This is a genomic window from Urechidicola vernalis (genome assembly GCF_031846385.1).
GTDB classification, from domain to species: domain Bacteria; phylum Bacteroidota; class Bacteroidia; order Flavobacteriales; family Flavobacteriaceae; genus Urechidicola; species Urechidicola vernalis.
Map to the genome: position 1 here is coordinate 154,190 of NZ_JAVRHV010000005.1, position 25,673 is coordinate 179,862.

Here is a 25,673-nt window from a genome sequence, read left to right on the forward strand (position 1 = left end):
ATTTAACAATGATTGCAAACAATATTTTTAGAGCGATAGGCGATTTTTTCACCAATGTAGCATTTAAGCCATTAGACGGAATTAGATTTATGGATAACTGGTGGTTGCAAAATTCGTTTAGCTGGATTCTTATGTTAATTACATGCTATGCTTTCGTTTATTGGATGCGTCAATTGAAGAAATTCAAAGACGAAGGAACAGAGTAGTTCTTCACTCCCTTTATACTTATTTAAATAGTCTCCCGTGGGAAGTAAAAACAAATTGAAGCGTTTTCGCGAGAATGAAACTTTCGCAAATGTTATACAACCTTCTCGTGAAGAAGTATTGACTAATTTTTCGCTGAAAGGAAAATGGAATACCTTTTTCAAAAATGACAACCCAATTATTTTAGAATTAGGTTGTGGAAAGGGTGAATATTCATTGGCCTTAGCAGAACAACACCCCAACAAAAATTTTATCGGTGTAGATATTAAAGGGGCTCGTTTTTGGCGTGGAGCCAAAACAGCTTTAGAAAGCGACATGAAAAATGTTGGCTTCTTAAGAACTCAGATAGAATTGATTGATAAGTGTTTTGCCGAAAATGAAGTGGATGAAATTTGGATTACGTTTCCAGATCCTCAAATTAAATACACACGTACTAAGCATAGAATGACCAATCAACAGTTTTTAAAAATGTATGATACAATTTTAAAACCAGATGGTGTGGCTCATTTAAAAACGGACAGTGAATTTATGCATGGTTATACGTTGGGTATTTTACATGGCGAAGGTCATGAAGTATTGTATGCCCACCATGATGTTTATAAGAATATTCAGCATGCGCCAAAAGAGGTTGTTAATACGCAAACTTATTATGAAAGTCAGTATTTAGAAACAGGGAAGGCTATTACTTACATTAAATTTAGATTGAATTACTAGTCGCTAATCTTTAGAATAGTTTTCTTTTTTCATTTCGAGTGAATTCGAGAATTCTTATCATTGATTTTAGTACTTTTAGTTTATGAAAAAAACAAACGACAACTTTTTTGAAAAGGCTTATGGAGTAGCGCGTTTAATCCCATTCGGAAGGGTTACTAGTTATGGTGCCATTGCCAAATTTTTGGGTGCTGCTCGTTCGGCAAGAATGGTTGGTTGGGCTATGAATGCTTCTCATAACGATGAAACCGTTCCTGCCCATAGGGTGGTGAACAGAGTGGGTTTATTGACAGGTAAAAACCACTTTGATGGCACTAATTTAATGCAGCAACTTTTAGAAAATGAAGGCGTGGTTGTGATCGAAAATCAAATCCAAGATTTTGATAAGATTTTTTGGGATCCATCCGAAGAATTAGACCTTGAAAATTAGGTTAAATTAAAGTAAAAAATAAGCGTATCTTTGCTGCGTAAAACCTTTATTATTTAGTTACGTGAGTATTCTTAAAAAAGACATATTAAAAGCACTTGAAAGTATTACTGCTCCTGGAGAAGGGAAAAGTTTAGTTGAAAGTAATTCGGTTAAAAACATTGTAGTTTTTGACAAAGAAGTAATTGTAGATGTAGAAATTGGAAACCCGTCTTTACAAGCAAAAAAACGTGTAGAGGTTGATATCATGAAAACAATTCATGAGCAAGTACATCCAAAAGCAGATATAAAGGTAAATGTAAAAGCCATTGCGCAAGCAAAACCAACAAACCAAATCAAAGGAAAAGAAATTCCTGGAATTAAAAATATTATTGCAATTGCATCTGGTAAAGGTGGTGTAGGAAAATCTACAATTACGGCCAATATGGCGGTAAGTTTAGCAAAAATGGGCTTTAGTGTTGGAGTATTAGATGCCGATGTATATGGACCATCAACACACATAATGTTTAATGTGGCAAAAGAAAGACCGAGATCTGTAAAGGTTGATGGACGTTCAAAAATGAAGCCGATTGAAAATTATGGTGTAAAAATATTATCACTAGGCTTTTTTACGCAACCGAATCAAGCAGTAATATGGAGAGGACCGATGGCCTCCAAAGCATTGAACCAATTAATTTTTGATGCGGATTGGGGAGAATTAGATTTCTTATTATTGGATTTACCTCCAGGAACTGGAGATATTCATTTATCAATTGTTCAATCTTTACCAATTACAGGAGCAGTAATTGTAAGTACACCTCAAAACATTGCTTTGGCTGATGCAAAGAAAGGAGTTGCAATGTTTAAACAAGAGAGCATCAATGTTCCGGTTTTAGGAATTGTAGAAAACATGAGTTATTTTACTCCTGAAGAATTACCAGACAACAAATACTATATCTTTGGAAAAGATGGTGCTAAGAATTTAGCAGAAGATTTAGAAACTCGATTCTTAGGAGAAGTTCCTTTAGTTCAGAGCATACGTGAAGCAGGAGATTTTGGAACACCTGCAGCGTTGCAATCTGGAACACCACAGGAAACGATTTTTAATGAAGTAACTAAAAATACAGTTGCAGAACTATTGAAAAGAAATAAAAACTTACCTCCTACAGAAGTGGTGAGAATTACAACAATGAGCGGATGTAGCCCAAATAAAAAATAGGATATGACAGCACAAGAATTAATAGCAAAAGTAGAAGATGCACTTGAAGAAATCAGACCTTATTTAATTACAGATGGAGGTAATATTTCTTTAGTAAATATTGAAGATGATGTTGTAAAAGTAAAGTTAGAAGGAGCATGCGTTGGCTGCTCTGTCAATCAAATGACACTTACAAACGGAGTAGAGGCTACAATTAAGAGACATGTTCCTCAGATTAAAAAAGTAATTGAAATTAGTCAAGAAACTGTCGAATAATACTTCCCTTTAAATTCTGTATATTTGTGTTGTTATGAACAATACATGGGCAGAATTATTACTTCTTTTAAAATTTCTCATCAAGAGAAGCCCTGAATAATTGTACTCTTTTATTAATAGAGTATTGCAAATTATTATTCAACATTTTAAATATTAAAATATGCCTAGATATCATACAATAGGTAATATTCCTTCTAAAAGACACACTGTTTTTAAAAGTCCTGGGGGTAAATTCTATTATGAAGAGCTTTTCGGAACTATTGGGTTTGATGGAATGTCTTCGTTATTATATCATACCCAACGACCGACGCAGGTTAAAGAGGTGCTAAAATCTACAGATGTAAGCCCAAAAATTGCGGTGGATAAAAACATGAAATCGTTAAGTTTAAAAGGATTTCAGGTTCCAGCAATTGACGACTTTTTAGAAAGCAGAAAAATTGTTTTGACCAACAGTAGTTGCCATATTGCGTTGGCAGCCCCCAAGAAATCACTTACCTCGTATTTTTATAAAAACACAGATTCAGATGAGGTCATTTTTATTCATGAAGGCACAGGGAAATTAAGAACTTTTCTTGGAAATATAGACTTTGAGTATGGAGATTATTTAGTCATTCCAAGAGGAATGATATACCAAATAGACTTCGATACAGAAGAGAATAGATTGTTTATAGTAGAGTCTAAAAGTCCAATTTATACTCCAAAACGTTATAGAAATTGGTTTGGGCAGCATTTAGAACATTCGCCTTTTTGTGAACGCGATATGCATCCACCTAAAGAATTAGAAACTTTTAATGAAAAAGGAGACTTTACTATAAAAGTTAAAAAGCAAGACATGATTCATGAATATGTTTATGCTGCACATCCGTTTAGCGTAGTTGGTTGGGATGGATATAACTATCCATACAAATTCTCAATTCATGATTTTGAACCAATAACGGGTCGTGTACACATGCCCCCTCCAATTCATCAGACTTTTGAAACAGATGCCTTTGTAATTTGTTCATTTGTACCGCGTTTATATGATTATCATCCAAATGCCGTGCCTGCACCATATAACCATAGTAATATAGACTCTGATGAGGTTTTGTATTATGTAGATGGAGATTTTATGAGTAGAAAAAGTGTGGATAAGGGACAAATAACATTGCACCCGGCTGGGATACCGCATGGACCACACCCAGGAACAATGGAAAAAAGTATAGGAGAAAAAGAAACATTAGAATTGGCAGTCATGGTTGATACGTTTGCGCCTTTAATGGTTACGGAGGAGGCTGTAAAAATTTCAGACGAGTCATATTACCAATCATGGTTAGATAAAAATTAAGAAGATGGGAGAGATTAAAAACTTAAAGAACATACAGAATACAACATACGGACTAGAGAAATTATTTGATGAAGCAGAGGATTTCTTGCCGTTATTAGGAACGGACTATATTGAATTATACGTTGGTAACGCGAAACAATCGGCACATTTCTACAAAACAGCATTTGGTTTTCAATCAGAGGCCTTTGCAGGTTTAGAGACGGGAATGAAAGACCGCGTATCATTTGTGTTAAAGCAAGATAAAATTCGATTGGTTTTAACAACTCCCTTGGAAGAGGGAGGAGAGTTAAACGAACATATTAATAAACACGGCGATGGTGTAAAAGTAGTTGCACTTTGGGTAGAAGATGCTAGAAAAGCATGGGAAGAGACTACAAAAAGAGGTGCAAAATCTTATATGGAGCCAAGAGTTGAAGAGGATGAAAACGGAACGGTTGTCAGATCTGGAATTCATACCTATGGAGATACAGTTCACATTTTTGTAGAACGCAAAAATTATAACGGCGTGTTTCTTCCGGGATATAGAAAATGGGAATCTCATTACAATCCAGAAACTGTAGGTTTAAAATTTGTAGATCATATGGTAGGTAATGTAGATTGGGGAGAAATGAAAGAATGGTGCCAGTTCTATGCCAAAGTAATGGGATTTGCCCAAATAATTTCCTTTACAGATGATGATATATCTACAGATTTTACTGCATTGATGAGTAAAGTTATGTCGAATGGAAATGGAAGAATTAAATTCCCGATAAACGAACCGGCTGAAGGGAAAAAGAAATCTCAGATAGAAGAATACATCGATTTTTATAATGGACCAGGAGTGCAACATATTGCGGTAGCAACAAATGATATTGTAAAAACAGTTTCTGCAATGAGAGATAGAGGTGTCGAATTTTTATATGTGCCAGAAACCTATTATGATGATTTGTTGGAACGTGTAGGCGCAATAGATGAAGATGTTGAGATTTTAAAGGAACACGGAATATTGATTGATAGGGATGATGAAGGCTATTTGTTACAATTATTCACCAAGCCTGTAGTTGATAGACCAACAATGTTTTTTGAAATTATCCAGAGAAAGGGTGCTCAATCGTTTGGTGTTGGTAATTTTAAAGCCTTGTTTGAAGCCATTGAAAGAGAACAAGAAAACAGAGGTACTTTATAAGTGTTATAAATGAAAAAAGAACAAATTCTTAAGGATTTAGAAGTAAGGTATGACGAATTAGGAATTCCTGAACAGGCTATTCTAGAAGGGATGCTCTATAGCAAACCTGTGACTTATTGGGATTATATTCAAACAGGACCCTTACTTTCGTTACAAGCGCAAAGAACAACACTGCCTGATGAGAAAGTGTTTATTATGTATCATCAAATAAATGAGTTGTTGTTTAAAATGATCCTTTGGGAAATGACTCAAATTTCTCGCAAGGAAAATCTAACTACAGAATTTTTCACGTCTAGATTGGGAAGAGTAAGCCGTTATTTTGATATGCTGGCTACTTCTTTTGATATTATGGGAGACGGCATGGATGTTGAACAATATATGCAGTTTAGGCATACGTTAACTCCGGCTAGTGGTTTTCAAAGCGCTCAATATAGAATGATAGAATTTGCCTCGACGGAATTAATTAATTTAATCGATTATAGGTTTAGAGATTCCATAAATAGAGATACACCTTATGAGCATGCGTTTGAACATTTGTATTGGCAGGCCGCAGGGAAAGATCATAAAACAGGCGATAAAACGTTTATGCTACAACAATTTGAGCGAAAGTATAAATCACGCTTTTTACGATTTATGAAAGAGTATAACACTACTAATTTATGGAGTCGTTTTAAAGAATTACCTGAAGACGATCAAAAAAACATTGAATTGGTAAATGCCATGCGTCACTATGATCATACCGTTAATGTAAGTTGGGTTATGGCGCATTATGATGCCGCAGGAAAATATTTAAGCAGTGGAGATAAAGAAGTGGAAGCAACAGGTGGAAGCACTTGGAGAAAATATATGCACCCTAAATATCAACGACGCATATTTTTTCCTGATTTATGGTCTCAGGAAGAATTGAAAAATTGGGGAGTATCTAATTTGGAGGGTTATAAAAAACTAGATAAAGTATTGTAAAAGCATATTGCTGTAAACGAAAAAAGCATCTCATAATTGAGATGCTTTTTTTGTTTTGCTTAGAATTGAATTATTCAGCAGCAGTTGCTTCAGCAGCCTCTGCTCCTTCTTCAACTCCTTCTTCGTCTTCATCCTCTTCTTCTTCAGATGCATTACGAGATTGTCTCACTTGTACTACAACCGTGTTTTCAGGGTGTAAGAAAGTACAACCGTGGTCATCAATTTCTGTAATTGTTAACTTGCTTCCAATTCTTAATTTAGAAATGTCTGCATTGAAGAAGTCAGGTAAATTATCTGGTAAACCTTTAACTCTTAATTTACGCTTAGGAAAACGTAAAGAACCACCATTCATAACACCTGGAGCGTTTCCTACTAAATGCACTGGAATTTCCATAGTAACTTCTTTATCACTAAACAATTGATAGAAATCAATGTGTAAGATTTTGTCCGTTACTGGGTGAAATTGAATGTCTTGTAGAATAGCGTTAAATTTTTCACCGCTTTCAAGTTCAATCGTTGCAGTATATACATTTGGAGTATACACTAAGTTTCTGAACGCTAGTTCATCTGCCGAAAAGTGTAAGGCTTCTTTTCCTCCGTATAATACGCAAGGTACCTTTCCAGCATTACGTAAGGCTTTAGTCGCAACTTTACCTACGCTTTCTCTTTTAGATCCTGAGATTGTAATCGATTTCATGATTGTTATTTAATTAAAATTTATAATATAAACTTATTGCTAATAGATGTATTGTTCTGAACATGAGACATTACATCAGCGAATAAGGGCGCGCAAGGTACAACTTTTATTTTAGAACTACTCCTTTCTAATGGAATAGTATCTGAAATAATTAACTCTTCTAATTTAGAGTTCTCAATACGCTCAATTGCTCCGCCAGATAAAATTCCGTGAGTCGCTAATGCTCTAACACTCAGCGCTCCACGTTCCATCATTAATTCAGCCGCTTTTGCTAAAGTTCCTGCAGTGTCTACCATATCATCTACCAAAACAACATTTTTTCCTTGGACATCACCAATTAATTCCATGTGAGCTATCACATTTGCCTTCAAACGCTGCTTATAACAGATTACGACATCACTTTTTAAGTGCTTAGAATAGGCATAGGCTCTTTTAGAACCACCCATATCTGGAGATGCAATTGTTAGATTTTCAAGATTTAAACTTTTTAAATAAGGCATAAAAATAGTAGAGGCAAATAAGTGATCTACTGGCTTTTCAAAGAAACCTTGAATTTGATCAGCATGTAAATCCATGGTAATAATTCTAGTCGCTCCTGCAGTTTCCAACATTTTTGCAATTAATTTTGCAGCTATAGGCACTCTTGGTTTGTCTTTTCTATCTTGTCTAGCCCATCCAAAATAAGGAATAACCGCTGTAATATGTCTTGCAGATGCTCTTTTTGCAGCATCTAAAATTAGCAGCATTTCCATTAAATTGTCTGAATTTGGAAAGGTAGATCCTATAACGAAAATCCGACGCCCCCTAACCGATTCCTCTAAGGCTGGTTGAAACTCACCATCGCTATATTTAGATATGATAACGTTGCCTAAATCAGTACCATAGGCTTTTGCAATTTTTTCAGCCAATTCCGTACTTTGAGTGCAAGCAAAGAATTTTGGCTCTAGAATGTTGTTTGACATTTTGAAAGAATTTAAGTGTGTTGTTTGGTGCAAAAGTAGAAATATTTATTCGGTATTTGTAGGATTAAAAATAATTTATTCCCTAAATTTGCACACCAATTTTAAACAGGCTCAAGTGGCGGAATTGGTAGACGCGCTGGATTCAAAATCCAGTTCTTTCGGGAGTGTGGGTTCGATTCCCACCTTGAGTACTAGAAGGCTTCAACATTTGTTGAAGCTTTTTCATTTTAAAGGACTTCTTTTCATTGCAAATAATGTAATTAACACGAGTTTATTTCATAAACATGAATTCAGATGAATGCCATTATTTAAATATTCTCAAAACAATCATCAATTAGGTGTAAATTCTAAACCAATTAGTAAGTTTGTATGATATTATTCACAAACAATACGGATTAATGAAAAAGTTGAATGAATTTATTTGGGAAACACATGGAATTCATGCTGGGACTGAGCAAGATCATGTAAAGCATGGAATTGACAAATTAGAAGATATTGTTGATAAGGCCATTGAAGCGGGCCATCCAAGCATCACATTTATTATCCATTCTCCAAGGTTAACTAAGTTTAGATATATAGCGGAGTTAGACACTAATGTTAAGTTTATTCGTGGAAATCAATCTTATTTAAATTATCCAAAGCGTATTGCAAATCTTCGTGAAAAATATGATGGACAAATTAATATTAAGTACGGTGTAGAATTGGAATGGATGGGAGAAGATTTGGGCTTACAATGGAGTAGGTCTAAGATTTTTCAGGCAGAAGATGCCGATTATGTTATAGGTTCGGTTCATTTCTCACCAGAAGGGTTGCCATATGATGGTTCAAAAGAAGAGGCACAAGAATTGTTAAAACTTCGAGGAAGTTTAGAAGCCTATTGGGATGGTTATTTTAATGAAATGATTCAAATGATTGAGGGTTTCGGAGATATGATTCAGATTATTGGTCATTTAGACTTACCTAAATTAAATGTTGACATTCCAGATGCTATTTTAAATTTTGAAACAAGCGATCATCCGTTAGCAAATAAATTAAGAACATTACTAGAAATTATTGCCGATAGAAATTTATCTCTCGATGTGAACATGGCAGGTAAATTTAAGGGGGTTGGCGTCTATCCAATATTGCCAATTCTAAAGAGAGCTCATGAATTGCAAATTCCTGTTTGTGTCGGGACGGACACACATCATGTCCGCTATTACGGCGTAAATTTTAAAGAAAGTTTAGAGTACATTAATGAAGCAGGATATCAAAATTATGTGAGCTATTCAAAACTAATTCCTGAAACGAGAACGATTTTCGATGATCATGATTTAAAGGTGAAATTTACCGTTTTAAATAAGGGAATTGAACTATTGAACTCTCGATTAGATAATGAAGAACGAAGAATAATTCCTGATTTTTCGTTTGGTGGTTCCTTCTCAGAATTTGTAGATATTTATAAGAATGCAACGAGCATGGGTGGTTACAATGCATTGCGTGTTAGAAAATTTGATAAATCTATAACAGTTACTGATAAGGCACCAGAAAGTTCGAATAAAAAAGTGAATGGGTTGTTTTCTGAACACTTAGACAAGCCAGGAGTGATATCATCACTATTTAATACATTGGCTTCAGAAGAAATTAATGTAGAAACGGCAAGGTTAAAATCTAATGGTGATGGAACTGCTGTAGCGTTTTTATCCTTAGGTTCGAGTAATGGAAATATTCAAAATGCAATTGATTTTATAAACGGAACGGATGCGGGGTTGTTTACAAATTTGACCTTTAAGGAAAATGCAATCTTACCGAACTACAATCGCGAAGGTGTTTATTTGTTAGAGTTAGACGGAGTTGAGTTAAAAATTGCACTGAGCGGTAAAATGATTGTTACTAAGCACAACAATGCACCCGGAGTTTTGTTAATTCTTCTTTCAGCATTGGCATCAAAACAGATTAATATTATCGATTTACGATTGGGGAGTTTAAATGATGTTGGGTATTCTGCAATTGCTGTAGACGGCGATAGCAATGTAATTAACAGTTTACTTTCAAAACTTGGAAATCAATATTATGAAGCCACTTTGGTAGAATTTCATAGCATGTAAATTTCTATTTAATTTTCATGATCTTATGAGTTTCTGATAAGCCATTATAGGTAAGTTTTAACACATAATTTCCTGATTTTAAATTTTTGAGGTCTAAGTGTAATCTGCCGGCAACCGCATTTTTAGTTCGTTTTAAAATAAATCGACCTGAAGAAGAGAAAATTTCAATTTCAACTTGTTCTAGTTCATTAATACTATAAAGAATAATTTTATCCTCAAAAGGGTTTGGGAAAATCTGCCATTCTTTTCCATCTTTTGGAGGTTGACTAGGCGCTTTTATGCAATATTTAGAAACGTTGAATTCATCCTTAATAAGATTCTCAATCGGCTTGTCATAAAAACTTCGGTTTGAAGTGTGGTTAAAGAAAGAACCATCAATAATTTCTTTAGAAGCACCTAAATAATCTTTTAAAAGTGTTGCAAATGTTTCACGATAATCATGCTGAACAGTTTCAATTTGATAATTATTACTACTGCCCGCTTCAGATAGATCTGGGTTAGAACCAGATACACCACCACCAACAGGTTCTCCAAAAACGAACATTGGAGCAATTCGGCCGTGATCCGTTCCTAAGTTTCCATTTTCTTTTGCCTTTCTTCCGAACTCAGAAAACGTTAATCCCACAACATCATTTGCCAGATTTTGAGAAGATAAATCAGTTAGAAATGCTTCGATACCTTCTGATAATTGTTTCAATAAGTTATAATGATTTCCAATCGGATTTCCAAGTTCTTCTGCTTGTGAATTATGCGTGTCAAATCCATGCAGGCGAACCATAAACACCTTTGATTGTAAATCTCCACTAATTAAACGAGCAACTGTTTTAAGTTGGTCAGAGATGTTCGTACTAGGATATGAAATGGCATTTTTACCTTTGTTAAATGATGTAGAGATAGCTTCTGCATATTTGTTTGATAATTTATCCGCATTTATTAAAAACTCTAATTCTTTTCCGTAGTCCGAATTGGGGATGTTTTCGGGTGGTGTTCCACCCAATCCATTTAACACAGAATAATAACCCGAAGGGTCTTGTCCGGTTATATTTAATCCCATTCCATGTTCTTCTACTCCATGGAATCCTAAGGAGTTTTTAGGAGAACCCATTTCAACAGCCATTGGGAAAGGGTCGTCTAGGAATTCATAATAATATTGTTCCATAAATCGTCCAATCCACCCAGAATTATGTCCGTTATTTGAACTGTTTCCGTCGTTACCGGTCATATATAAATCTTTCGATTTAAAATGACTTTTGTTTTGAGCCGGATACCCAACGGATTGAAGCACTCTCAAATTTCCTTGATCATAAATAGATTTTAATCCAGATAATGCCGGATGTAATCCGATTTGCTGATCATCGTTTAGTGAGGTGTCTAATTTTAAATAAGCGTTTGTTCCAGAATTTACAATTTTTAGGGTAGGCCTTAAATTACTGTATAAATCATATTGATTTAGAGGAATTACAGTGTTCAAGCCATCGTTTCCTCCAGACAAGTTAATTAAAATGAGTTTTCTATTAGAAATGTCCGGGCATTCCATCATAGAAAGCAAAGGTTTTAAGGTGGCGTTAATTTCAATGGGTGTTAATCCAATAGCACTAGCAGTTGCAGATAATTTTATAAAATTTCGTCTATTCATTTTTAATGGGGGTTACATTAGTTGAAATTCAGGTGCATTAACCATTGCAATTAATAATTCATTTAAACGAGGTCTGATAACTTCATCATTTCCATTGTTTTTAAAGCGCCTCCACTCCGCACCCCAGTAATAACTATTATATCCAGAGATTAGGATGCTTTCAAAATAGGAAACCCTACTCTCGTCGATTACTTCTGGATATAGTATTGAAGAAATTTCCGTTATCATTTCAATTGAGTTGGAAATATTAATGATGTTATTTTCAATGAATGAAACAGTATCTAATTCTGAATAAATATTTCCGGAGATAATGGTGTTCTTTCCTAAAATAAAACTCTCCATTAGTTTGTAACGAGAAATGATGGTGGTAGACGAAAACCAATGCCGATCAAAATCTGGAGTTTGATAGTGCGCAGGGTATCCTGCCACAGAATCGGGATTGTACAATTGTAGCCCCGCACTGCTTAGAAAAATATTGTGTACAAACCAATGGTAAAAGTTTCGATAAAAATATAGCGGATTTACTTCAGGATTTGGGAATGAAACATTAAATAGAGTGGAAATTTCAGAAAGCAATTGTAATGGACTTTTAACAATAGCGCCAATAATTTCATTCGTAGTATCACTATCATCCATATCATAAAAGTGCTCGCTTGCAAATAGTGTTTTTATTGCAGGAATCAGTTCATAATTATTTTCTTTTAAAACGATGGCAAGAGGTTTTATAATATTAGTTTCAACTTCTTCATCCCACTCGCTTTTTACAAAAAAACGATATAATTTTCTTGCATAAGAAATGGCTGTAGCCTCTTTAGAAAATACCATTTCAACAAATTCATCCAGTTCTTCATACATGCCCTGAACAGAATCTCTACCTTTGATAGTTTTGTTGTCAAAAGCGGCACTAAATGTTTTGTCATTTTTATCATGCTTGTTTTTATTCGCATATCCCCTCGGAATTCCTGTGTCTAAATCAATATTTGAGCGATCTATTTTCGTTTTAAAGCCCGAAAATACTTTCGAGGCTTGCTGCACATCAAATTCGGTGTAATTAGTATAGTCACCTTCTCCTTTTTGTTCACCTTTTAAAATTGTAAATAATTCTAAATACTCTCTTCCATAATTTTCGTTTGGATTATTGGCGTTGTTATCTGTGTTGTCTAAATAAGTCAACATGGAATTGTCGAGTGTAATTTTTTTTGCGAGGGTTTTAATATTTCCTAAGGAGTAATAATCTAGAAGCCTCAAATGGTCGTAAAATGTTGTTGCTGGACCAGCACCTAAATCTTTTCCAACTGTAAAACATGAATGTAAAAAGAATGTAAATTTATGTCTTAAAGATGATTGGTTAATGGCGTTGTACCACCAATGCCCTGTAATATAACTTCTCTTTCTTCCTTGTCCATCAAATTGATTTGGATGTAATTCAGACGATGTCCAATATCCATCTGGACTTACTGTAGGAAGTGGGTCATAGGGCTCTGAAAGAGAGTCTTCTTTTTGTTTGATTAGTTCGTTTAAACTTTCCAAAGCCGATTTTTTAGAAAAAAAATCTATTAGCTCTTTGTTATACTTAAAAGTTAATCTGCGAATTAAATGTTTCGCTTTTCGTTGGCCTAACGGACCTTCGAATGGCTTAAGTGAGGACATTTTAATGGGTTAAGTTTTTTCGAATATAGAAATTTTATGATAAATAGATTGAAGTTTAGTGATTTAGGATAATTACTGGGTGTTCTTTTCTTTTTTTTGTTAAAAAATAAGTGGTACAACGTGGTTAAAAAAAATATGGTTGATCACGCGAGAAATTAAAATTTGGTAAATATTTAACGCACTATTAATCAATTCTCTTTATTTTCGTGAGGTTAAAAATAAGGATGAGTAAAAAGCAACTTAAATATGATAATGCCTATATGAGAATGGCATTAGAATGGGCTAAATTGTCGCATTGCAAAAGAAAACAGGTGGGGGCTTTAATCGTTAAGAAAAGAATGATTATTTCAGATGGATTTAATGGTTCTCCAACGGGTTTTGATAATGAATGTGAAGATTGTGATGGAAATACCAAATGGCATGTATTACATGCAGAAGCAAATGCCATATTAAAAGTTGCTAGTTCTACACAATCTTGTAGAGGCGCTACGTTATATATTACGCTATCACCTTGTAAAGATTGTAGTAAACTAATTCATCAATCCGAAATAAAAAGAGTGGTATATCATCAAGAATATAAAGACACTTCAGGATTGGATTTTTTAGCAAAGGCAGGTGTAGAAATAACCCATTTAAAAGAGTTGAATGAATAATAAAGGACCCATATATTTAGGAATAGCTGTAGCCGTTGGAATATTGATTGGAAGTTTTCTAAACTTCGAAAATAAGTCGGGTTCCATTTTTGGAGCAAGTGCTGAGGAGTCTAAAATAAAAAGATTGATAAATTATATTCAATATGATTATGTAGATGAGGTGAATACTGAAGAATTATTGGATGGAGCCATTAATCAGATTGTTGGAAAATTAGATCCGCACTCTGTTTATTTTACAAAGGAGCAATTACAACGTGAAACAGAGGAGTTACAAGGAAACTTTGTTGGAATTGGTGTTCAGTTTAGAATTTTTGCTGATTCTGTTGTTGTCTCAAGAGTGTTGGAAGGTGGACCTAGCGAAAGAATTGGACTGAAAGCAGGTGATCGAATTTTGAAGGCAAACAGCGATTCTCTTTCAGGTGTTGGATTGGACAATAATGGAGTGATGAAAATTTTAAAAGGTCAGCCTAATACTGAAGTGGAACTCTCTATTTATAGAAGATCTGTAGATAAAGTTTTACCATATACTTTAACGCGAGGAGATGTACCTATTAAAAGTGTTACTTCTTCTTATATGATTAATGAAGATATTGGGTATATAAAACTGGATCGATTTGCAATGACTTCTTATGATGAGTTTAAAATAGAATTGGATCAATTGATAAATAAAGGGATGACAACACTGGTGTTTGATTTAAGAGATAATGGCGGTGGATTTATGAATATAGCCAATCAAATAGCGGACGAGTTTTTAGAGAAGGATAAACTAATTGTCTTTACAAAAAATAAAAAAGGAGACGTAATGAAAGATTTTGCGACTTCAACAGGTAGTTTTGAAGATGGAAAAGTCTTTGTGCTTATTAATGAAAATTCTGCTTCGGCCAGCGAAATTATTGCCGGAGCATTGCAAGATAATGATAGGGGAACAATCATTGGACGTCGTTCTTTTGGGAAAGGTTTAGTGCAACAAACAATGGGTCTTGGAGATGGTTCTGCCATTCGTTTAACTACAGCAAGATATTATACGCCAACCGGTAGATCAATTCAAAAACCTTATAATTTAAGTCGAAGCAAGGAATATTATGAAACATTTTCTGAGCGTTATTCCAATGGCGAACTGGTTAGTGCGGATAGTATTAAAGTCAATGATTCTTTAAAATTTGTTACACCAAAAGGAAAGGTTGTTTTTGGAGGAGGAGGAATTGTGCCAGATACCTTTGTAGGGATTGATACTACGCAATATATTCAAAATAGATATGTAAGAGGATTGAACGAATTTTCATTTGAATATGTAGATAATAACCGAGATAAATTCAAAGGACTAGATGTAGATAAATTTATTGCTGAATTCGATCAGGATGGCGAAATTTTGAATAAATACTTATCACAGTTAGATGTAAATCTACCATTAGCACCAGCTACAAGGAAAAGGGTAGAGGATTATTTGAAAGCAAGTTTTGCTCAGAATTTATATGATGAAAATGGCTTTTATCAAGTTATTCAAATCGATGATTCAATGATAGAAACGGTAAAGGAATTGGAAAACTCCAATTAATCTTTGTACTTTTCATTTTTAAATGGATTCAACTAAAAAAATATATTTTGCTTCTGATCAGCACTTTGGAGCACCAACTCCTGAAGATAGTTTCCCGAGAGAGCAGAAATTTATTCGTTGGCTAGATTTTGTAAAAAAAGATGCTGAAGCTATTTTCTTGCTTGGAGATTTATTCGATTTTTGGTTCGAGTATAAAAAAGTTGTTCCAAGAGGTTTTGTAAGAGTCTTGGGTAAACTTGCGGAAATTAGAGATTCTGGCATACCGATTTATTTTTTTATTGGTAATCATGACCTGTGGATGGACGATTATTTTCAAAAAGAATTGGACATTCCTGTTTATCATAAACCACAAGAATTTACCTTTAATAAAAAATCATTTTTAATTGGACATGGCGATGGCTTAGGCCCTGGAGACAAGGGGTATAAGCGCATGAAAAAGGTGTTTACAAATCCTTTTTCTAAATGGTTGTACCGTTGGTTACATCCAGATATCGGAGTTCGATTGGCGCAGTATTTATCGGTAAAAAACAAATTGATTTCCGGTGACGAGGATGTCGTTTTTTTAGGAGAAGAAAATGAATGGTTGGTGCAATATGCTAAGCGCAAATTAGAGTCAAAGCACTATGATTATTTTTTATTTGGTCACCGTCATTTACCTATGGAAATCTCTGTTGGAGAAAATTCAAAATACATCAACACCGGAGACTGGATTACGCACTTCACTTTTGCGGTCTTTGATGGAAGCGAATTATCGCTTCAAACCTTTGTAGAATAAGCTTTTTTATAGAATATTTTTAACCAATTTTTAACAGCGTTAAAAAAAAATATTCTGCTACTTGCAACACTCAATAAAGGAATGTAAATTCACGCCTTAAAATTCAAATAATGATAGAAAATACTAACACTACCGTAGATATCAGAGCGATAAATGAGAAAATAGAGAAGGAAAGCGCTTTTGTAGATTTGTTAACAATGGAGATGAATAAAGTCATTGTTGGTCAGAAACATATGATTGAACGATTGCTTATTGGTTTGTTGGGAAATGGACATATTTTACTTGAAGGAGTTCCTGGCTTGGCAAAAACCCTAGCAATTAATACTTTATCTAAAGCGGTTAAAGGAGAATTTAGTAGGGTCCAGTTTACACCTGATTTATTACCTGCCGATGTTGTAGGAACCATGATTTATAATATGAAAGAGAATGATTTCATGATTAAAAAGGGACCTATTTTTGCAAACTTTGTATTGGCAGATGAGATTAACCGTGCGCCTGCAAAAGTACAGTCGGCATTGTTAGAGGCCATGCAAGAACGTCAAATTACAATTGGAGATGAAACGTTTAAGTTAGATGAGCCATTTTTGGTAATGGCAACGCAAAACCCAGTAGAGCAGGAAGGAACATATCCATTACCTGAAGCGCAGGTAGACCGTTTTATGCTAAAAGTGGTAATTGATTATCCTCAGAAAGAACACGAACAATTAATTATGCGTCAGAATTTGTCTGGCGGATTCGATAAGATTAATCCAGTGATTTCTTTAGATCAGATCAACTCGGCAAGAGAGGCTGTAAAAGAAGTTTATATGGATGAAAAAATCGAAAAATATATTTTAGATATCATTTTTGCTACACGTTTTCCGGAGCGTTATAACTTAGCAGAGTTAAAGAACTTGATTAGCTTTGGTGCATCGCCTAGGGGAAGTATCAATTTAGCAATGGCAGCAAAATGTTATGCATTTATTAAGCGAAGAGGTTATGTTATTCCAGAAGATGTAAGAGCTGTAGTTACAGATGTATTACGTCATAGGATCGGAATTACGTATGAGGCTGAAGCTGAGAATGTAACTTCAGAAGATATTGTTAGCAAAATCGTAAACGAGGTAGAAGTACCATAGTTTTTGTTAAACCGTTTAATTGTTTAAATGGTAAAACAACGATTATACAATTCAACAATTCAACAATTCAACAACATTGGATACTAAAGAATTATTAAAAAAAGTACGAAAGATAGAGATTAAGACAAGACGATTGTCTGATCATATATTTTCTGGCGAATATCACAGTTCGTTTAAAGGACGTGGTATGACTTTTTCTGAAGTAAGACAGTATCAGTTTGGAGATGATGTTAGAAGTATAGACTGGAATGTTACTGCACGTTACAACGAACCATATATTAAAGTTTTTGAAGAGGAGCGAGAATTAACCATGATGTTAATGGTTGATGTTAGTGGGTCTGAGTTTTTTGGAACCACTTCTCAATTTAAGCGAGATACAGTTACTGAAATTGCGGCGACACTGGCATTTTCGGCCATTCAAAACAATGATAAAGTAGGACTGCTATTGTTTTCTGACGATGTTGAATTGTTTATTCCGCCTAAAAAAGGAAAAGGACATGTACTTAGAATTATTCGCGAGTTAATTGAATTTAAACCTAAAAGTAATAAAACAAATATTGAAGAGGCGTTAAAGTATTTATCTAATGTGATGAAGAAAAAAGCCATTGTATTTGTATTGTCAGATTTTATGGATGAAGGCTATGATCACACTATGAAAATAGTTGGAAATAAGCACGATGTAACGGGTATAAGAGTATATGATAAGCATGACGAAGAGATTCCAAATTTAGGAATGCTACCTGTAAAAGATGCAGAAAGTGGCGAAGTTGTTCTAGTAAACACCATGTCCAAATCTGTACGTACTAGTTATAAAGCCAATTATTTAAAATCGGTTGATTATTACGAGAAATCTTTTAGTCGCAGTGGAGCAGGAACAATCAGTACGCGTGTAGATGAAAGTTATGTAAAGAAATTATTAGGATATTTTAAGCAAAAAGGAGCGAGATAAGTTGAAGAAAAGAATTTTCTATATAGCATTTTTCATAGGAGCATTTGTAATGGCTCAGTCCCCAATAAAAATGGAGGTAGATACAACCAACATTAGAATTGGAGAACAGATTGAATATAAATTAACTGTAGATAATACAGAAACTGTTGTTTTTCCGAAGTTGGAAATGGACAGTCTTAAAAAAGTTGAGGTTGTTGAAGATTTGCCAGTTGACACTACGAAAACAAAATTTATAAAAAAGTATTTATTGACTAGTTTTGATAGTGGTTCGTACGTAATCCCTCAGCAAGAAGTTTTAATAAATGCTAAAAATTTTAAAACGGATTCCTTACTTATTGCGGTATCTACTGTAAAGGTTGATACGTTAAAGCAAAAACTTTTCCCGATAAAAGCGGTTAAAAATCAGCCGATAATTTTTGATGATTATGCCTTGTATGTTTGGATAGGCTTGGCAATTCTGTTGTTGATTATTGCAATTGTATTGTATGTTGTTTTAAGAAAGAAAAAGGAAGAAATTCCACTTGAAGAAAGAATACCACCGTATCAATTAGCAATGCAGCGTTTGGGCGAATTAGATGCCAAAGAATTATTGAAACAAGACAAGATAAAACTCTATTATATTGAATTAACTGATATTATTAGGTCTTTTATAGAGCGAGAGTTAAAAATTCCGGCATTAGAATCTACAACGGATGAATTAATTGAGATGATTTTGGATTTTAAGAGTATGGATAAACTCGATTTGCCAAAAGAGACAATAAAGAATTTACAGAAATTATTGCAAGAAGCCGATTTGGTAAAATTTGCCAAGTTTAAGCCAATGGCCATAGAGGTGGAAGGACACAGATCTCAAACGGAACATATTATCAATAACCTTCGTCCAGAAGAAGTTGAAGTGACTGAGAATGTAACAAATGAAACCATAAATACTCCGCAGAACAAGCAAGCAACAAAGAAAAAGTGGAGTAAAAAGAAGATTATTATTATATCTGTTGTTGGTTTCCTTTTTGTTGTTCTAACAGTTGTAGGAGTTCTGATGTTCAAAGGATATAAATACGCTCAGGAGAATATAATTGGGTATCAAACTAAAGAGTTATTGAAGAATGATTGGAGTTTAAGCACCTACGGTTCACCAACGGTAACCTTAGAGTCTCCAGAAATTCTAAAATCTAATTTATTAGAGGTTCCTGCTCGGGCAAAGGAAATGATTAATCAAATAGCACAATTTGACTACACAAGTATTATTGGTGGTCTTCAAATTAGTGTTACTACGATGGATTTTACGGAAAAGGTTACTGAGTATAATTTGGAATCGGGGGTGCAAGGTGCATTGTCTGCAATGCAGTCGCAAGGAGTAGAATTTATTTCCTCAGACCAGGAGTCGATGCAAATTGACGGAGAAGAAGGGGTGAAATTAATTTCTCAGTATAGCATGGTTAATCCTGTAACTAATAAACCAGAATTTTATCAGTTGAGAGGTGCAGTGTTTGGAGATATTAACGGATCAAGGACAATTGTAGTTACTTACAAAGATGGAGATGCCAGTGGAGAAGAAATAGCGAATCGTGTAATTAATTCTGTAAAGTTGTAAAATGAGGTTGTGGAATAACATAGAATTTACAAATCCCGAGTTTTTATGGTTGCTGTTGGTGGTTCCACTATTGGTAGTTTATTACGTTGTATTGCGTAAAAAAAGTACAGCATCACTTACTTTATCAAGTACAAAATCGTTTGGAGAACCATCTATTTTACCAAGGTTAAAACCAATTTTACACGTGTTAAGGTTGGCTGCGATTTCTTTATTAATTGTAGCATTGGCAAGACCAAGAATTACATCGGTTAGTACAAAAGTAAATACCAATAAAGGAATTGATATTGTAATGGCTATTGACGTTTCTGCAAGTATGTTGGCACGTGATTTGAAACCAAATCGTTTGGGAGCCTTAAAAAAGGTAGCGACTAATTTTGTTGATAAAAGACCAAGTGATAGAATCGGAATTGTCATTTATGCCGGAGAAAGTTTTACTCAAACACCTATTACAAGTGACAAAAGAATCGTGAAAAGAACCATTAATGATATCAAATGGGGGCAATTAGAAGGAGGAACCGCCATTGGAATGGGCTTAGGTTCTGCCGTAAACCGATTAAAGGAAAGTAAGGCAAAGAGCAAGGTTATTATTTTACTTACAGACGGAGTAAATAACTCCGGGTTCGTAGATCCTAAAACGGCTACAGAATTGGCTAAAGAATTAGGAATTAAAACCTATACAATTGGCCTTGGAACAAAGGGCAATGCGCCTTCACCGGCTTATAGAGATGGCAACGGAAAGTTGGTGTTTCAAAACATGCCAGTAGAGATTGATGAAGAATTATTAGAATATATAGCGTCTGAAACTGAAGGGAAATATTTTAGAGCAACTGACAATAAAAAGTTAGAAGCTATTTACGACGAAATAAACAAACTAGAGAAAACCGAAATAGAGGAGTTTAAATATTACAATTACGATGAAAGATACCGATTCTTGGTAATATTAGCTGGACTTATTTTAGGGTTAGAAATGTTATTAAGATTTACAATTTTTAGATCATTTATATAGTACAATGTATCAAATAGAAGAACCATATTACTTTACCTTTTTAATCTCTGTTCCGGTGATTTTTGTGGTTTTCCTTGCGATATTTTGGTGGAAAAAAAGGAAACAGAAACAATTCGCAAATCCGGAGTTGTTAGAAAAGTTAATGCCTGAAAAATCTGATTTTAAGAGTTTTATTAAGATCATTGCCTTCTTATTTGGGTTGTCATTTTTAATTATTTCTTTAACTAACCCAAAAATGGGGACAAAGTTAGAAACGGTAAAAAGACAAGGAGTAGATATTGTATTTGCACTGGATGTTTCTAAAAGTATGTTGGCTGAAGATATTGCACCAAACAGACTAGAAAAGGCAAAACAAATCATTTCTAAAATAGTTGATAAATTAGGAAGTGATAGAATTGGAATCATTATTTATGCGGGTAATGCATATCCGTTATTACCAATAACCACAGATCAAGGAGCGGCCAAAATGTTTTTGCAAAATGCAAGTCCAAATTTAGTATCGAGCCAGGGAACAGCTATAAATGATGCTATTGAAATGGCTACGACCTATTATAATGATGATGAACAAACAAATCGTTTTTTGTTTATTATCTCGGATGGTGAAGATCATCAAGAAGATGCATCGAGCGCCATAGCCAAAGCAACAAAAGAAGGAATTAAAACCTATACGGTTGGAGTGGGAACGGCAAAAGGAGGGCCAATTCCGATTAAATTTAATGGCAAATTAGAAGGCTATAAAAAAGATAGTAAAGGAGAAACTGTTGTTACAAGATTGGTTGAATCAACTCTAAAAGAAATTGCAGACAAAGGCAATGGAAAATATATTTTAGGAAATAAAACGCAGGCTACTGTAGACTATGTTGAAGATTTATTATTGAAGGCAGAAAAGAGTGAGTTTGAGACCAAGCAGTTTTCAGATTATAAAGATCAATTCCAATGGTTTGTTGCTATTGCTTTGTTCTTTTTAATTATGGATGCTCTTATGCTAGAGAAAAAGACAAAATGGATTCAAAAATTAAATTTGTTTAATAAAAAATGAGACAAGTTTTAATAATCATATGTGCATTAATTCCGTTGAGTATTTTGGCTCAGGAAATTGACCCTGCTTTACAACGTGAGGCTAGAAAGTACGTTAGAGAAGGAAATGAGTTGTACAACCAACAAAAATTTTCTGATGCTGAGGTCGCTTATAAAAAGGCATTGGTAAATGACCCCGCGTACGAAATAGCAAATTATAATTTAGGAAATGCTTTATCGCAACAAAACAGAGATGAAGAAGCAATTGCACAGTACGAGATAACTGCAAAGTTGACGGAGGATAAAATGACAAAGAGTGAGGCATATCATAATATTGGTAATACACATTTTGATGCTAAAAAATACCAGCCAGCAATTGATGCCTATAAAAATTCTTTGAGAAACAACCCTAAAGACGACGAGACTCGTTACAATTTAGCCTTGGCTCAAAAAATGTTAGAAGATCAGCAGCAAAATCAAGATAACAAAGACAATAAAGACAACAAGGATAATAAAGACGATAAGAATCAGGATAAAAAAGATCAGAACGACGACAAGAATGATGATCAGCAAGATAAAAAGGATGATCAGCAGAAGGGAGATGATGAGAAAGATGATAAAAACGATCAGCAAAAAGACCCGAAGGATCAAAAAGACTACAAGGGTAATGATCAAAATAAAAAGCCTCAACCGGGTAAATTATCGCCTCAACAAATTCAGCAATTGCTAGAAGCAATGAATAATGAGGAGAAAAAGACCCAAGAAAAAATGAATGCTAGAAAAGAAAAAGGGAAAAAGATTAAACAAGAAAAAGATTGGTAAATTAAATGCGAATTAAACATTTTTACATAGTAATTTTTCTATTTGTTTCTGCTACAGTATTTGGGCAGAATGAGGTGGAATTTATCACTACAGTAAGTAAAAGTGAGTTAGGCGTACACCAACGTTTTAGATTAGAATTTACGGTGAACAAACAAGGAGCCGACGATTTTGAACTGCCAGACATGGAAGATTTTGAAGTCTTGGCTGGCCCAAGTTCCTCTATAAATCAATCTTGGATAAATGGCAAAGCTTCTTATGAGCAATCGTATATTTTTATTTTAAAACCTAAAAAGGTTGGAACATTTATTATTCAACCAGGTACCATTGACTATAAGGGGAAGCGTATTAAATCAAACAGTGTTCAAATAAAGGTTTTACCGGAATCCGAAGTGCCTAAGGATCCGAATGACCCATATTATATAGCAAGTCAGAATTTACACTTAACTGCTGAAATTTCTAATGAAAGACCTTATGTGGGTGAAGGTATTTATGTTGTCTATAAATTGTATTTCAGCCATAATATTGGCTTTAGCAATTGGCAAATTAAAGATGTACCCCAATACAATGGATTTTGGAATCAAGATATTGAAGTAAAGAAACCAGAGGTTCAGAATACTACGTACAAAGGAGAGAAATACCGTTATATTATTTTAAAACGCGCCCTGTTAATTCCTCAAAAATCGGGTAAACTAGACATTGATCCAATTAACATGGACATTGCCGTAGCAGTACCAACCGGAAGAGGTGATTTCTTCGGAAATGCAATTACGCAGCGGGTAAATTACTCAACAAGTTCTGGTAAACGAAAAGTTAACGTTCAAGACTTGCCTTATGAAAACAGACCTGCTGATTTCTCTGGAGCTGTAGGAGAATTCGATTTCTTAGTTTCTGCTTCAAAAGATATTTTAAGAGCCAATGAAACCACACAATTAGAGGTTAAAGTTTCTGGTAAAGGGAACTTAAAATTATTTGAATTACCAAAAATAGAAACACCGGAAGAATTAGAGGTTTACACACCAGAACATAAGGAAAGTGTTAAAACCACCTTAACCGGGTTATCAGGTAAAATAACGGATACATACACCATTGTGCCTGAGTTTAAGGGTAAATATAAAATACCTGAGGTATCATTTACCTACTTTAGTTTAAAAGAAAAGGCCTATAGAACAATTACCAATCAACCCATAATAATTGATGTTACTGAGGGTAAAACACAACCGAATGCATCAGTAAATGATGAGGCGGTAACTCCAGGAAAACAAGTGGTAATGGCAACGGATAAAAACTTCAGATTTATTCAATACAGAACAAATTTTGAGCCGGTTTTAAAAGAGGTATTCTTTAAATCTAATTTGTTTTATTTATTATTGTTCCTTCCATTTATTGCCATTCCGATTGGAATATTTATCGGAAAGAAAAAGGCGCAAAGAGACGGTGACGTGGTAGGGAAACGTTTAAGAAAAGCAGATAAACTTGCGAAGAAATATTTATCTCAGGCTAAGAAGCAATTAGGTAAAAAAGAAGCATTTTATATTTCATTAGAAAAAGCGTTGCATAATTATTTAAAGGCGACATTGAATATTGAAACCTCGGATATCAGTAAAGAGAAAATATCAGCAATTCTGCAAGGAAGAAAAGTTGATATTGAAACGATTAAAGAGTTTATAGCAGTACTGAATGATTGCGACTTTGCTCGTTATACCCCAACCACAGATACTATGATGAAAGAGGAGTATAACAAAGCAAAAATGGTAATTGCTAAAATTGATAAACAGATATAGATGAATCGAATAGTTATCATAGCGTTTTTATTGATTTCAAGTTTTGGATTTTCACAATCGGCATATGAATTATTTGATAAGGGTAATGAATTATACAAGACAGGAAAATATCAAGAGGCTATTGAGGTTTATGAGCAAATTTCAGATTTAGAAGTGCAGTCGGATGAGGTGTATTTTAATTTAGGGAATAGTTATTATAAATTAAATATGGTGGGTCCGTCAATTTACAATTTTGAAAAAGCGCTAAAGATTAACCCGACCAATGAAGATGCTCAGATAAATTTAGAATTTGCCAACAAGTTAGCCTTAGATGCTATTGAAGTATTACCAAAAACAGTTTTTCAAAAATTTTCTGATGCTGTTATTTATAAGTTGCCTTATGAAACATGGGCTGTTCTCGCTATTGTATTTTCATTTTTAGGTGCTCTGTTGTTTTTATTGTATCATTTCTCTTATTCATCTGGAAAGAAAATATTGTTTTTTAATACCAGCTTGTTGAGTGCGATTCTTTTAGTAATTGCTACAACTTTTGCCTTTAAAGCCTATAGTTTTGAAGAAAACACCACCATGGCAATTGTTTTTGAAAAAGAAACGGAAATTAAAAACGCACCTACTTTTAATAGCGATACAATCTTTGAGTTACATGAAGGTACAAAGGTGCAGGTGCTAGACGCTATAGACGATTGGAAAAAAATAAAACTAGCCGATGGTAAAATTGGTTGGATCGTTGGGGAGAATATTAAAGAGATTTAACTTCGAATATTTCTTTTATTAATCTCAGAATTGTCTCTCACGGAAAACCGTGAATATGAAAAATCACGGTATTCCGTTACTTCTTAATTGAATCGATTTTTTTAAATTTCACGACCCAAATGATTAATATGCACTTTCAGGTTAAATTTTACTATACTTTAATATTTTTATTTGTCTATACTTTATGTAATGGACAAGAAAATATTACTATTTATTATGAGCAAATTAGTAATGGTTTTAAGTTTTATGTTGACAGTAAGGAACATTGTCCTACAACACTAAACCTCAATTTTGTGCTTGCAAATATGATTGTTGTCGGACAAGAGGGGGAAACAAGTGTTACTAAAGTTGTAAAACCTCGTAAAAGAAATCAA

Annotated in this window: 24 protein-coding genes and 1 tRNA gene; 21 read left to right on the top strand and 4 right to left on the bottom strand. The window is 34.2% G+C overall.

Annotation, left to right across the window (positions count from 1 at the left end; translation table 11 throughout):
• Positions 1–8: 8 nt before the first annotated feature.
• The 8 genes from RM519_RS10795 (at position 9) to RM519_RS10830 (ending at position 6,247) form a co-directional block, all read left to right on the top strand.
• Positions 9–206 (top strand): DUF6341 family protein, encoded by a 198-nt coding sequence (locus tag RM519_RS10795; protein ID WP_311593821.1) that lies wholly within the window; start codon positions 9–11, stop codon positions 204–206.
• A gap of 37 nt (positions 207–243) precedes the next feature.
• Positions 244–918, top strand: a complete 675-nt coding sequence (gene trmB, locus RM519_RS10800; protein WP_311593822.1) for a tRNA (guanosine(46)-N7)-methyltransferase TrmB — start codon at positions 244–246, stop codon at positions 916–918.
• Positions 919–1,000: 82 nt separating this feature from the next.
• A complete protein-coding gene (locus RM519_RS10805) occupies positions 1,001–1,345 on the top strand; it encodes an MGMT family protein (RefSeq protein WP_311593823.1) in 345 nt (114 codons plus the stop codon).
• A 61-nt stretch (positions 1,346–1,406) separates the two neighbouring features.
• Complete coding sequence (locus tag RM519_RS10810) at positions 1,407–2,540, top strand: Mrp/NBP35 family ATP-binding protein (protein ID WP_311593824.1); 1,134 nt, start codon at positions 1,407–1,409, stop codon at positions 2,538–2,540.
• 3 nt (positions 2,541–2,543) lie between these two features.
• Positions 2,544–2,795: a NifU family protein gene (locus RM519_RS10815; RefSeq protein ID WP_311593825.1), complete on the top strand. Its 252-nt coding sequence runs from the start codon at positions 2,544–2,546 to the stop codon at positions 2,793–2,795.
• Positions 2,796–2,955: 160 nt separating this feature from the next.
• The gene (locus RM519_RS10820; protein WP_311593826.1) at positions 2,956–4,119 is read left to right on the top strand and encodes a homogentisate 1,2-dioxygenase; all 1,164 of its coding nucleotides are present in this window, start codon (positions 2,956–2,958) and stop codon (positions 4,117–4,119) included.
• 4 nt (positions 4,120–4,123) lie between these two features.
• Positions 4,124–5,284 (top strand): 4-hydroxyphenylpyruvate dioxygenase, encoded by a 1,161-nt coding sequence (hppD, locus tag RM519_RS10825; protein WP_311593827.1) that lies wholly within the window; start codon positions 4,124–4,126, stop codon positions 5,282–5,284.
• Positions 5,285–5,293: 9 nt separating this feature from the next.
• Positions 5,294–6,247, top strand: coding sequence for a tryptophan 2,3-dioxygenase family protein (locus tag RM519_RS10830; protein WP_311593828.1), 954 nt, complete (start codon positions 5,294–5,296; stop codon positions 6,245–6,247).
• Positions 6,248–6,317: 70 nt separating this feature from the next.
• On the opposite strand, the gene RM519_RS10835 is transcribed toward RM519_RS10830, so the two are convergent.
• Together RM519_RS10835 and RM519_RS10840 are read right to left on the bottom strand one after the other, a co-directional pair.
• Positions 6,318–6,944, bottom strand: a complete 627-nt coding sequence (locus tag RM519_RS10835; protein ID WP_311593829.1) for a 50S ribosomal protein L25/general stress protein Ctc — start codon at positions 6,942–6,944, stop codon at positions 6,318–6,320.
• Positions 6,945–6,964: 20 nt separating this feature from the next.
• The gene (locus RM519_RS10840; RefSeq protein WP_311593830.1) at positions 6,965–7,906 is read right to left on the bottom strand and encodes a ribose-phosphate pyrophosphokinase; all 942 of its coding nucleotides are present in this window, start codon (positions 7,904–7,906) and stop codon (positions 6,965–6,967) included.
• 109 nt (positions 7,907–8,015) lie between these two features.
• Here RM519_RS10840 and RM519_RS10845 point away from each other — a divergent pair.
• Positions 8,016–8,097 (top strand) — tRNA-Leu (locus RM519_RS10845).
• A 207-nt stretch (positions 8,098–8,304) separates the two neighbouring features.
• Positions 8,305–9,993 (top strand): histidinol-phosphatase HisJ family protein, encoded by a 1,689-nt coding sequence (locus RM519_RS10850; protein ID WP_311593831.1) that lies wholly within the window; start codon positions 8,305–8,307, stop codon positions 9,991–9,993.
• A gap of 4 nt (positions 9,994–9,997) precedes the next feature.
• On the opposite strand, the gene RM519_RS10855 is transcribed toward RM519_RS10850, so the two are convergent.
• Together RM519_RS10855 and RM519_RS10860 are read right to left on the bottom strand one after the other, a co-directional pair.
• Complete coding sequence (locus RM519_RS10855; RefSeq protein WP_311593832.1) at positions 9,998–11,629, bottom strand: DUF1501 domain-containing protein; 1,632 nt, start codon at positions 11,627–11,629, stop codon at positions 9,998–10,000.
• Between the two features lie 12 nt (positions 11,630–11,641).
• On the bottom strand, positions 11,642–13,279 hold the full coding sequence (locus RM519_RS10860) for a DUF1800 family protein (RefSeq protein ID WP_311593833.1): 1,638 nt from the start codon (positions 13,277–13,279) through the stop codon (positions 11,642–11,644).
• A gap of 224 nt (positions 13,280–13,503) precedes the next feature.
• Here RM519_RS10860 and RM519_RS10865 point away from each other — a divergent pair, with 224 nt between their 5' ends.
• The 11 genes from RM519_RS10865 (at position 13,504) to RM519_RS10915 (ending at position 25,299) form a co-directional block, all read left to right on the top strand.
• Positions 13,504–13,932, top strand: coding sequence for a deoxycytidylate deaminase (locus tag RM519_RS10865; RefSeq protein WP_311593834.1), 429 nt, complete (start codon positions 13,504–13,506; stop codon positions 13,930–13,932).
• Positions 13,925–15,487 (top strand): S41 family peptidase, encoded by a 1,563-nt coding sequence (locus RM519_RS10870; RefSeq protein ID WP_311593835.1) that lies wholly within the window; start codon positions 13,925–13,927, stop codon positions 15,485–15,487. Before RM519_RS10865 ends, RM519_RS10870 begins: the two co-directional genes overlap by 8 nt.
• 22 nt (positions 15,488–15,509) lie before the next feature.
• Positions 15,510–16,262 (top strand): UDP-2,3-diacylglucosamine diphosphatase, encoded by a 753-nt coding sequence (locus tag RM519_RS10875; protein ID WP_311593836.1) that lies wholly within the window; start codon positions 15,510–15,512, stop codon positions 16,260–16,262.
• Between the two features lie 110 nt (positions 16,263–16,372).
• Complete coding sequence (locus RM519_RS10880; RefSeq protein WP_311593837.1) at positions 16,373–17,380, top strand: AAA family ATPase; 1,008 nt, start codon at positions 16,373–16,375, stop codon at positions 17,378–17,380.
• A 76-nt stretch (positions 17,381–17,456) separates the two neighbouring features.
• Complete coding sequence (locus tag RM519_RS10885; RefSeq protein ID WP_311593838.1) at positions 17,457–18,329, top strand: DUF58 domain-containing protein; 873 nt, start codon at positions 17,457–17,459, stop codon at positions 18,327–18,329.
• Position 18,330: 1 nt separating this feature from the next.
• On the top strand, positions 18,331–19,920 hold the full coding sequence (locus RM519_RS10890; protein WP_311593839.1) for a hypothetical protein: 1,590 nt from the start codon (positions 18,331–18,333) through the stop codon (positions 19,918–19,920).
• Between the two features lies 1 nt (position 19,921).
• Complete coding sequence (locus tag RM519_RS10895) at positions 19,922–20,926, top strand: vWA domain-containing protein (protein WP_311593840.1); 1,005 nt, start codon at positions 19,922–19,924, stop codon at positions 20,924–20,926.
• A gap of 4 nt (positions 20,927–20,930) precedes the next feature.
• Positions 20,931–21,965 carry a VWA domain-containing protein gene (locus tag RM519_RS10900; RefSeq protein WP_311593841.1) on the top strand — a complete coding sequence of 345 codons (1,035 nt, stop codon included), beginning with the start codon at positions 20,931–20,933 and terminating at the stop codon, positions 21,963–21,965.
• On the top strand, positions 21,962–22,765 hold the full coding sequence (locus RM519_RS10905) for a tetratricopeptide repeat protein (RefSeq protein ID WP_311593842.1): 804 nt from the start codon (positions 21,962–21,964) through the stop codon (positions 22,763–22,765). Before RM519_RS10900 ends, RM519_RS10905 begins: the two co-directional genes overlap by 4 nt.
• Positions 22,766–22,770: 5 nt before the next feature.
• Positions 22,771–24,546, top strand: coding sequence for a BatD family protein (locus RM519_RS10910; protein ID WP_311593843.1), 1,776 nt, complete (start codon positions 22,771–22,773; stop codon positions 24,544–24,546).
• On the top strand, positions 24,547–25,299 hold the full coding sequence (locus tag RM519_RS10915; protein ID WP_311593844.1) for a tetratricopeptide repeat protein: 753 nt from the start codon (positions 24,547–24,549) through the stop codon (positions 25,297–25,299). It abuts the gene before it with no gap.
• Positions 25,300–25,673 lie beyond the last annotated feature (374 nt).

What these genes read in the sequence shown, in the direction of transcription:
- RM519_RS10900 (WP_311593841.1), top strand. Translation starts at nt 20,931, where the DNA reads ATGTATCAAATAGAAGAACCATATTACTTTACCTTTTTAATCTCTGTT.
- hppD (WP_311593827.1), top strand. Translation starts at nt 4,124, where the DNA reads ATGGGAGAGATTAAAAACTTAAAGAACATACAGAATACAACATACGGA.
- RM519_RS10830 (WP_311593828.1), top strand. Translation starts at nt 5,294, where the DNA reads ATGAAAAAAGAACAAATTCTTAAGGATTTAGAAGTAAGGTATGACGAA.
- RM519_RS10875 (WP_311593836.1), top strand. Translation starts at nt 15,510, where the DNA reads ATGGATTCAACTAAAAAAATATATTTTGCTTCTGATCAGCACTTTGGA.
- RM519_RS10835 (WP_311593829.1), bottom strand. Translation starts at nt 6,944, where the DNA reads ATGAAATCGATTACAATCTCAGGATCTAAAAGAGAAAGCGTAGGTAAA.
- RM519_RS10815 (WP_311593825.1), top strand. Translation starts at nt 2,544, where the DNA reads ATGACAGCACAAGAATTAATAGCAAAAGTAGAAGATGCACTTGAAGAA.
- RM519_RS10820 (WP_311593826.1), top strand. Translation starts at nt 2,956, where the DNA reads ATGCCTAGATATCATACAATAGGTAATATTCCTTCTAAAAGACACACT.
- RM519_RS10915 (WP_311593844.1), top strand. Translation starts at nt 24,547, where the DNA reads ATGAATCGAATAGTTATCATAGCGTTTTTATTGATTTCAAGTTTTGGA.
- RM519_RS10880 (WP_311593837.1), top strand. Translation starts at nt 16,373, where the DNA reads ATGATAGAAAATACTAACACTACCGTAGATATCAGAGCGATAAATGAG.
- RM519_RS10840 (WP_311593830.1), bottom strand. Translation starts at nt 7,906, where the DNA reads ATGTCAAACAACATTCTAGAGCCAAAATTCTTTGCTTGCACTCAAAGT.
- RM519_RS10795 (WP_311593821.1), top strand. Translation starts at nt 9, where the DNA reads ATGATTGCAAACAATATTTTTAGAGCGATAGGCGATTTTTTCACCAAT.
- RM519_RS10860 (WP_311593833.1), bottom strand. Translation starts at nt 13,279, where the DNA reads ATGTCCTCACTTAAGCCATTCGAAGGTCCGTTAGGCCAACGAAAAGCG.
- RM519_RS10805 (WP_311593823.1), top strand. Translation starts at nt 1,001, where the DNA reads ATGAAAAAAACAAACGACAACTTTTTTGAAAAGGCTTATGGAGTAGCG.
- RM519_RS10850 (WP_311593831.1), top strand. Translation starts at nt 8,305, where the DNA reads ATGAAAAAGTTGAATGAATTTATTTGGGAAACACATGGAATTCATGCT.
- RM519_RS10910 (WP_311593843.1), top strand. Translation starts at nt 22,771, where the DNA reads ATGCGAATTAAACATTTTTACATAGTAATTTTTCTATTTGTTTCTGCT.
- RM519_RS10895 (WP_311593840.1), top strand. Translation starts at nt 19,922, where the DNA reads ATGAGGTTGTGGAATAACATAGAATTTACAAATCCCGAGTTTTTATGG.
- RM519_RS10870 (WP_311593835.1), top strand. Translation starts at nt 13,925, where the DNA reads ATGAATAATAAAGGACCCATATATTTAGGAATAGCTGTAGCCGTTGGA.
- RM519_RS10905 (WP_311593842.1), top strand. Translation starts at nt 21,962, where the DNA reads ATGAGACAAGTTTTAATAATCATATGTGCATTAATTCCGTTGAGTATT.
- RM519_RS10865 (WP_311593834.1), top strand. Translation starts at nt 13,504, where the DNA reads ATGAGTAAAAAGCAACTTAAATATGATAATGCCTATATGAGAATGGCA.
- RM519_RS10855 (WP_311593832.1), bottom strand. Translation starts at nt 11,629, where the DNA reads ATGAATAGACGAAATTTTATAAAATTATCTGCAACTGCTAGTGCTATT.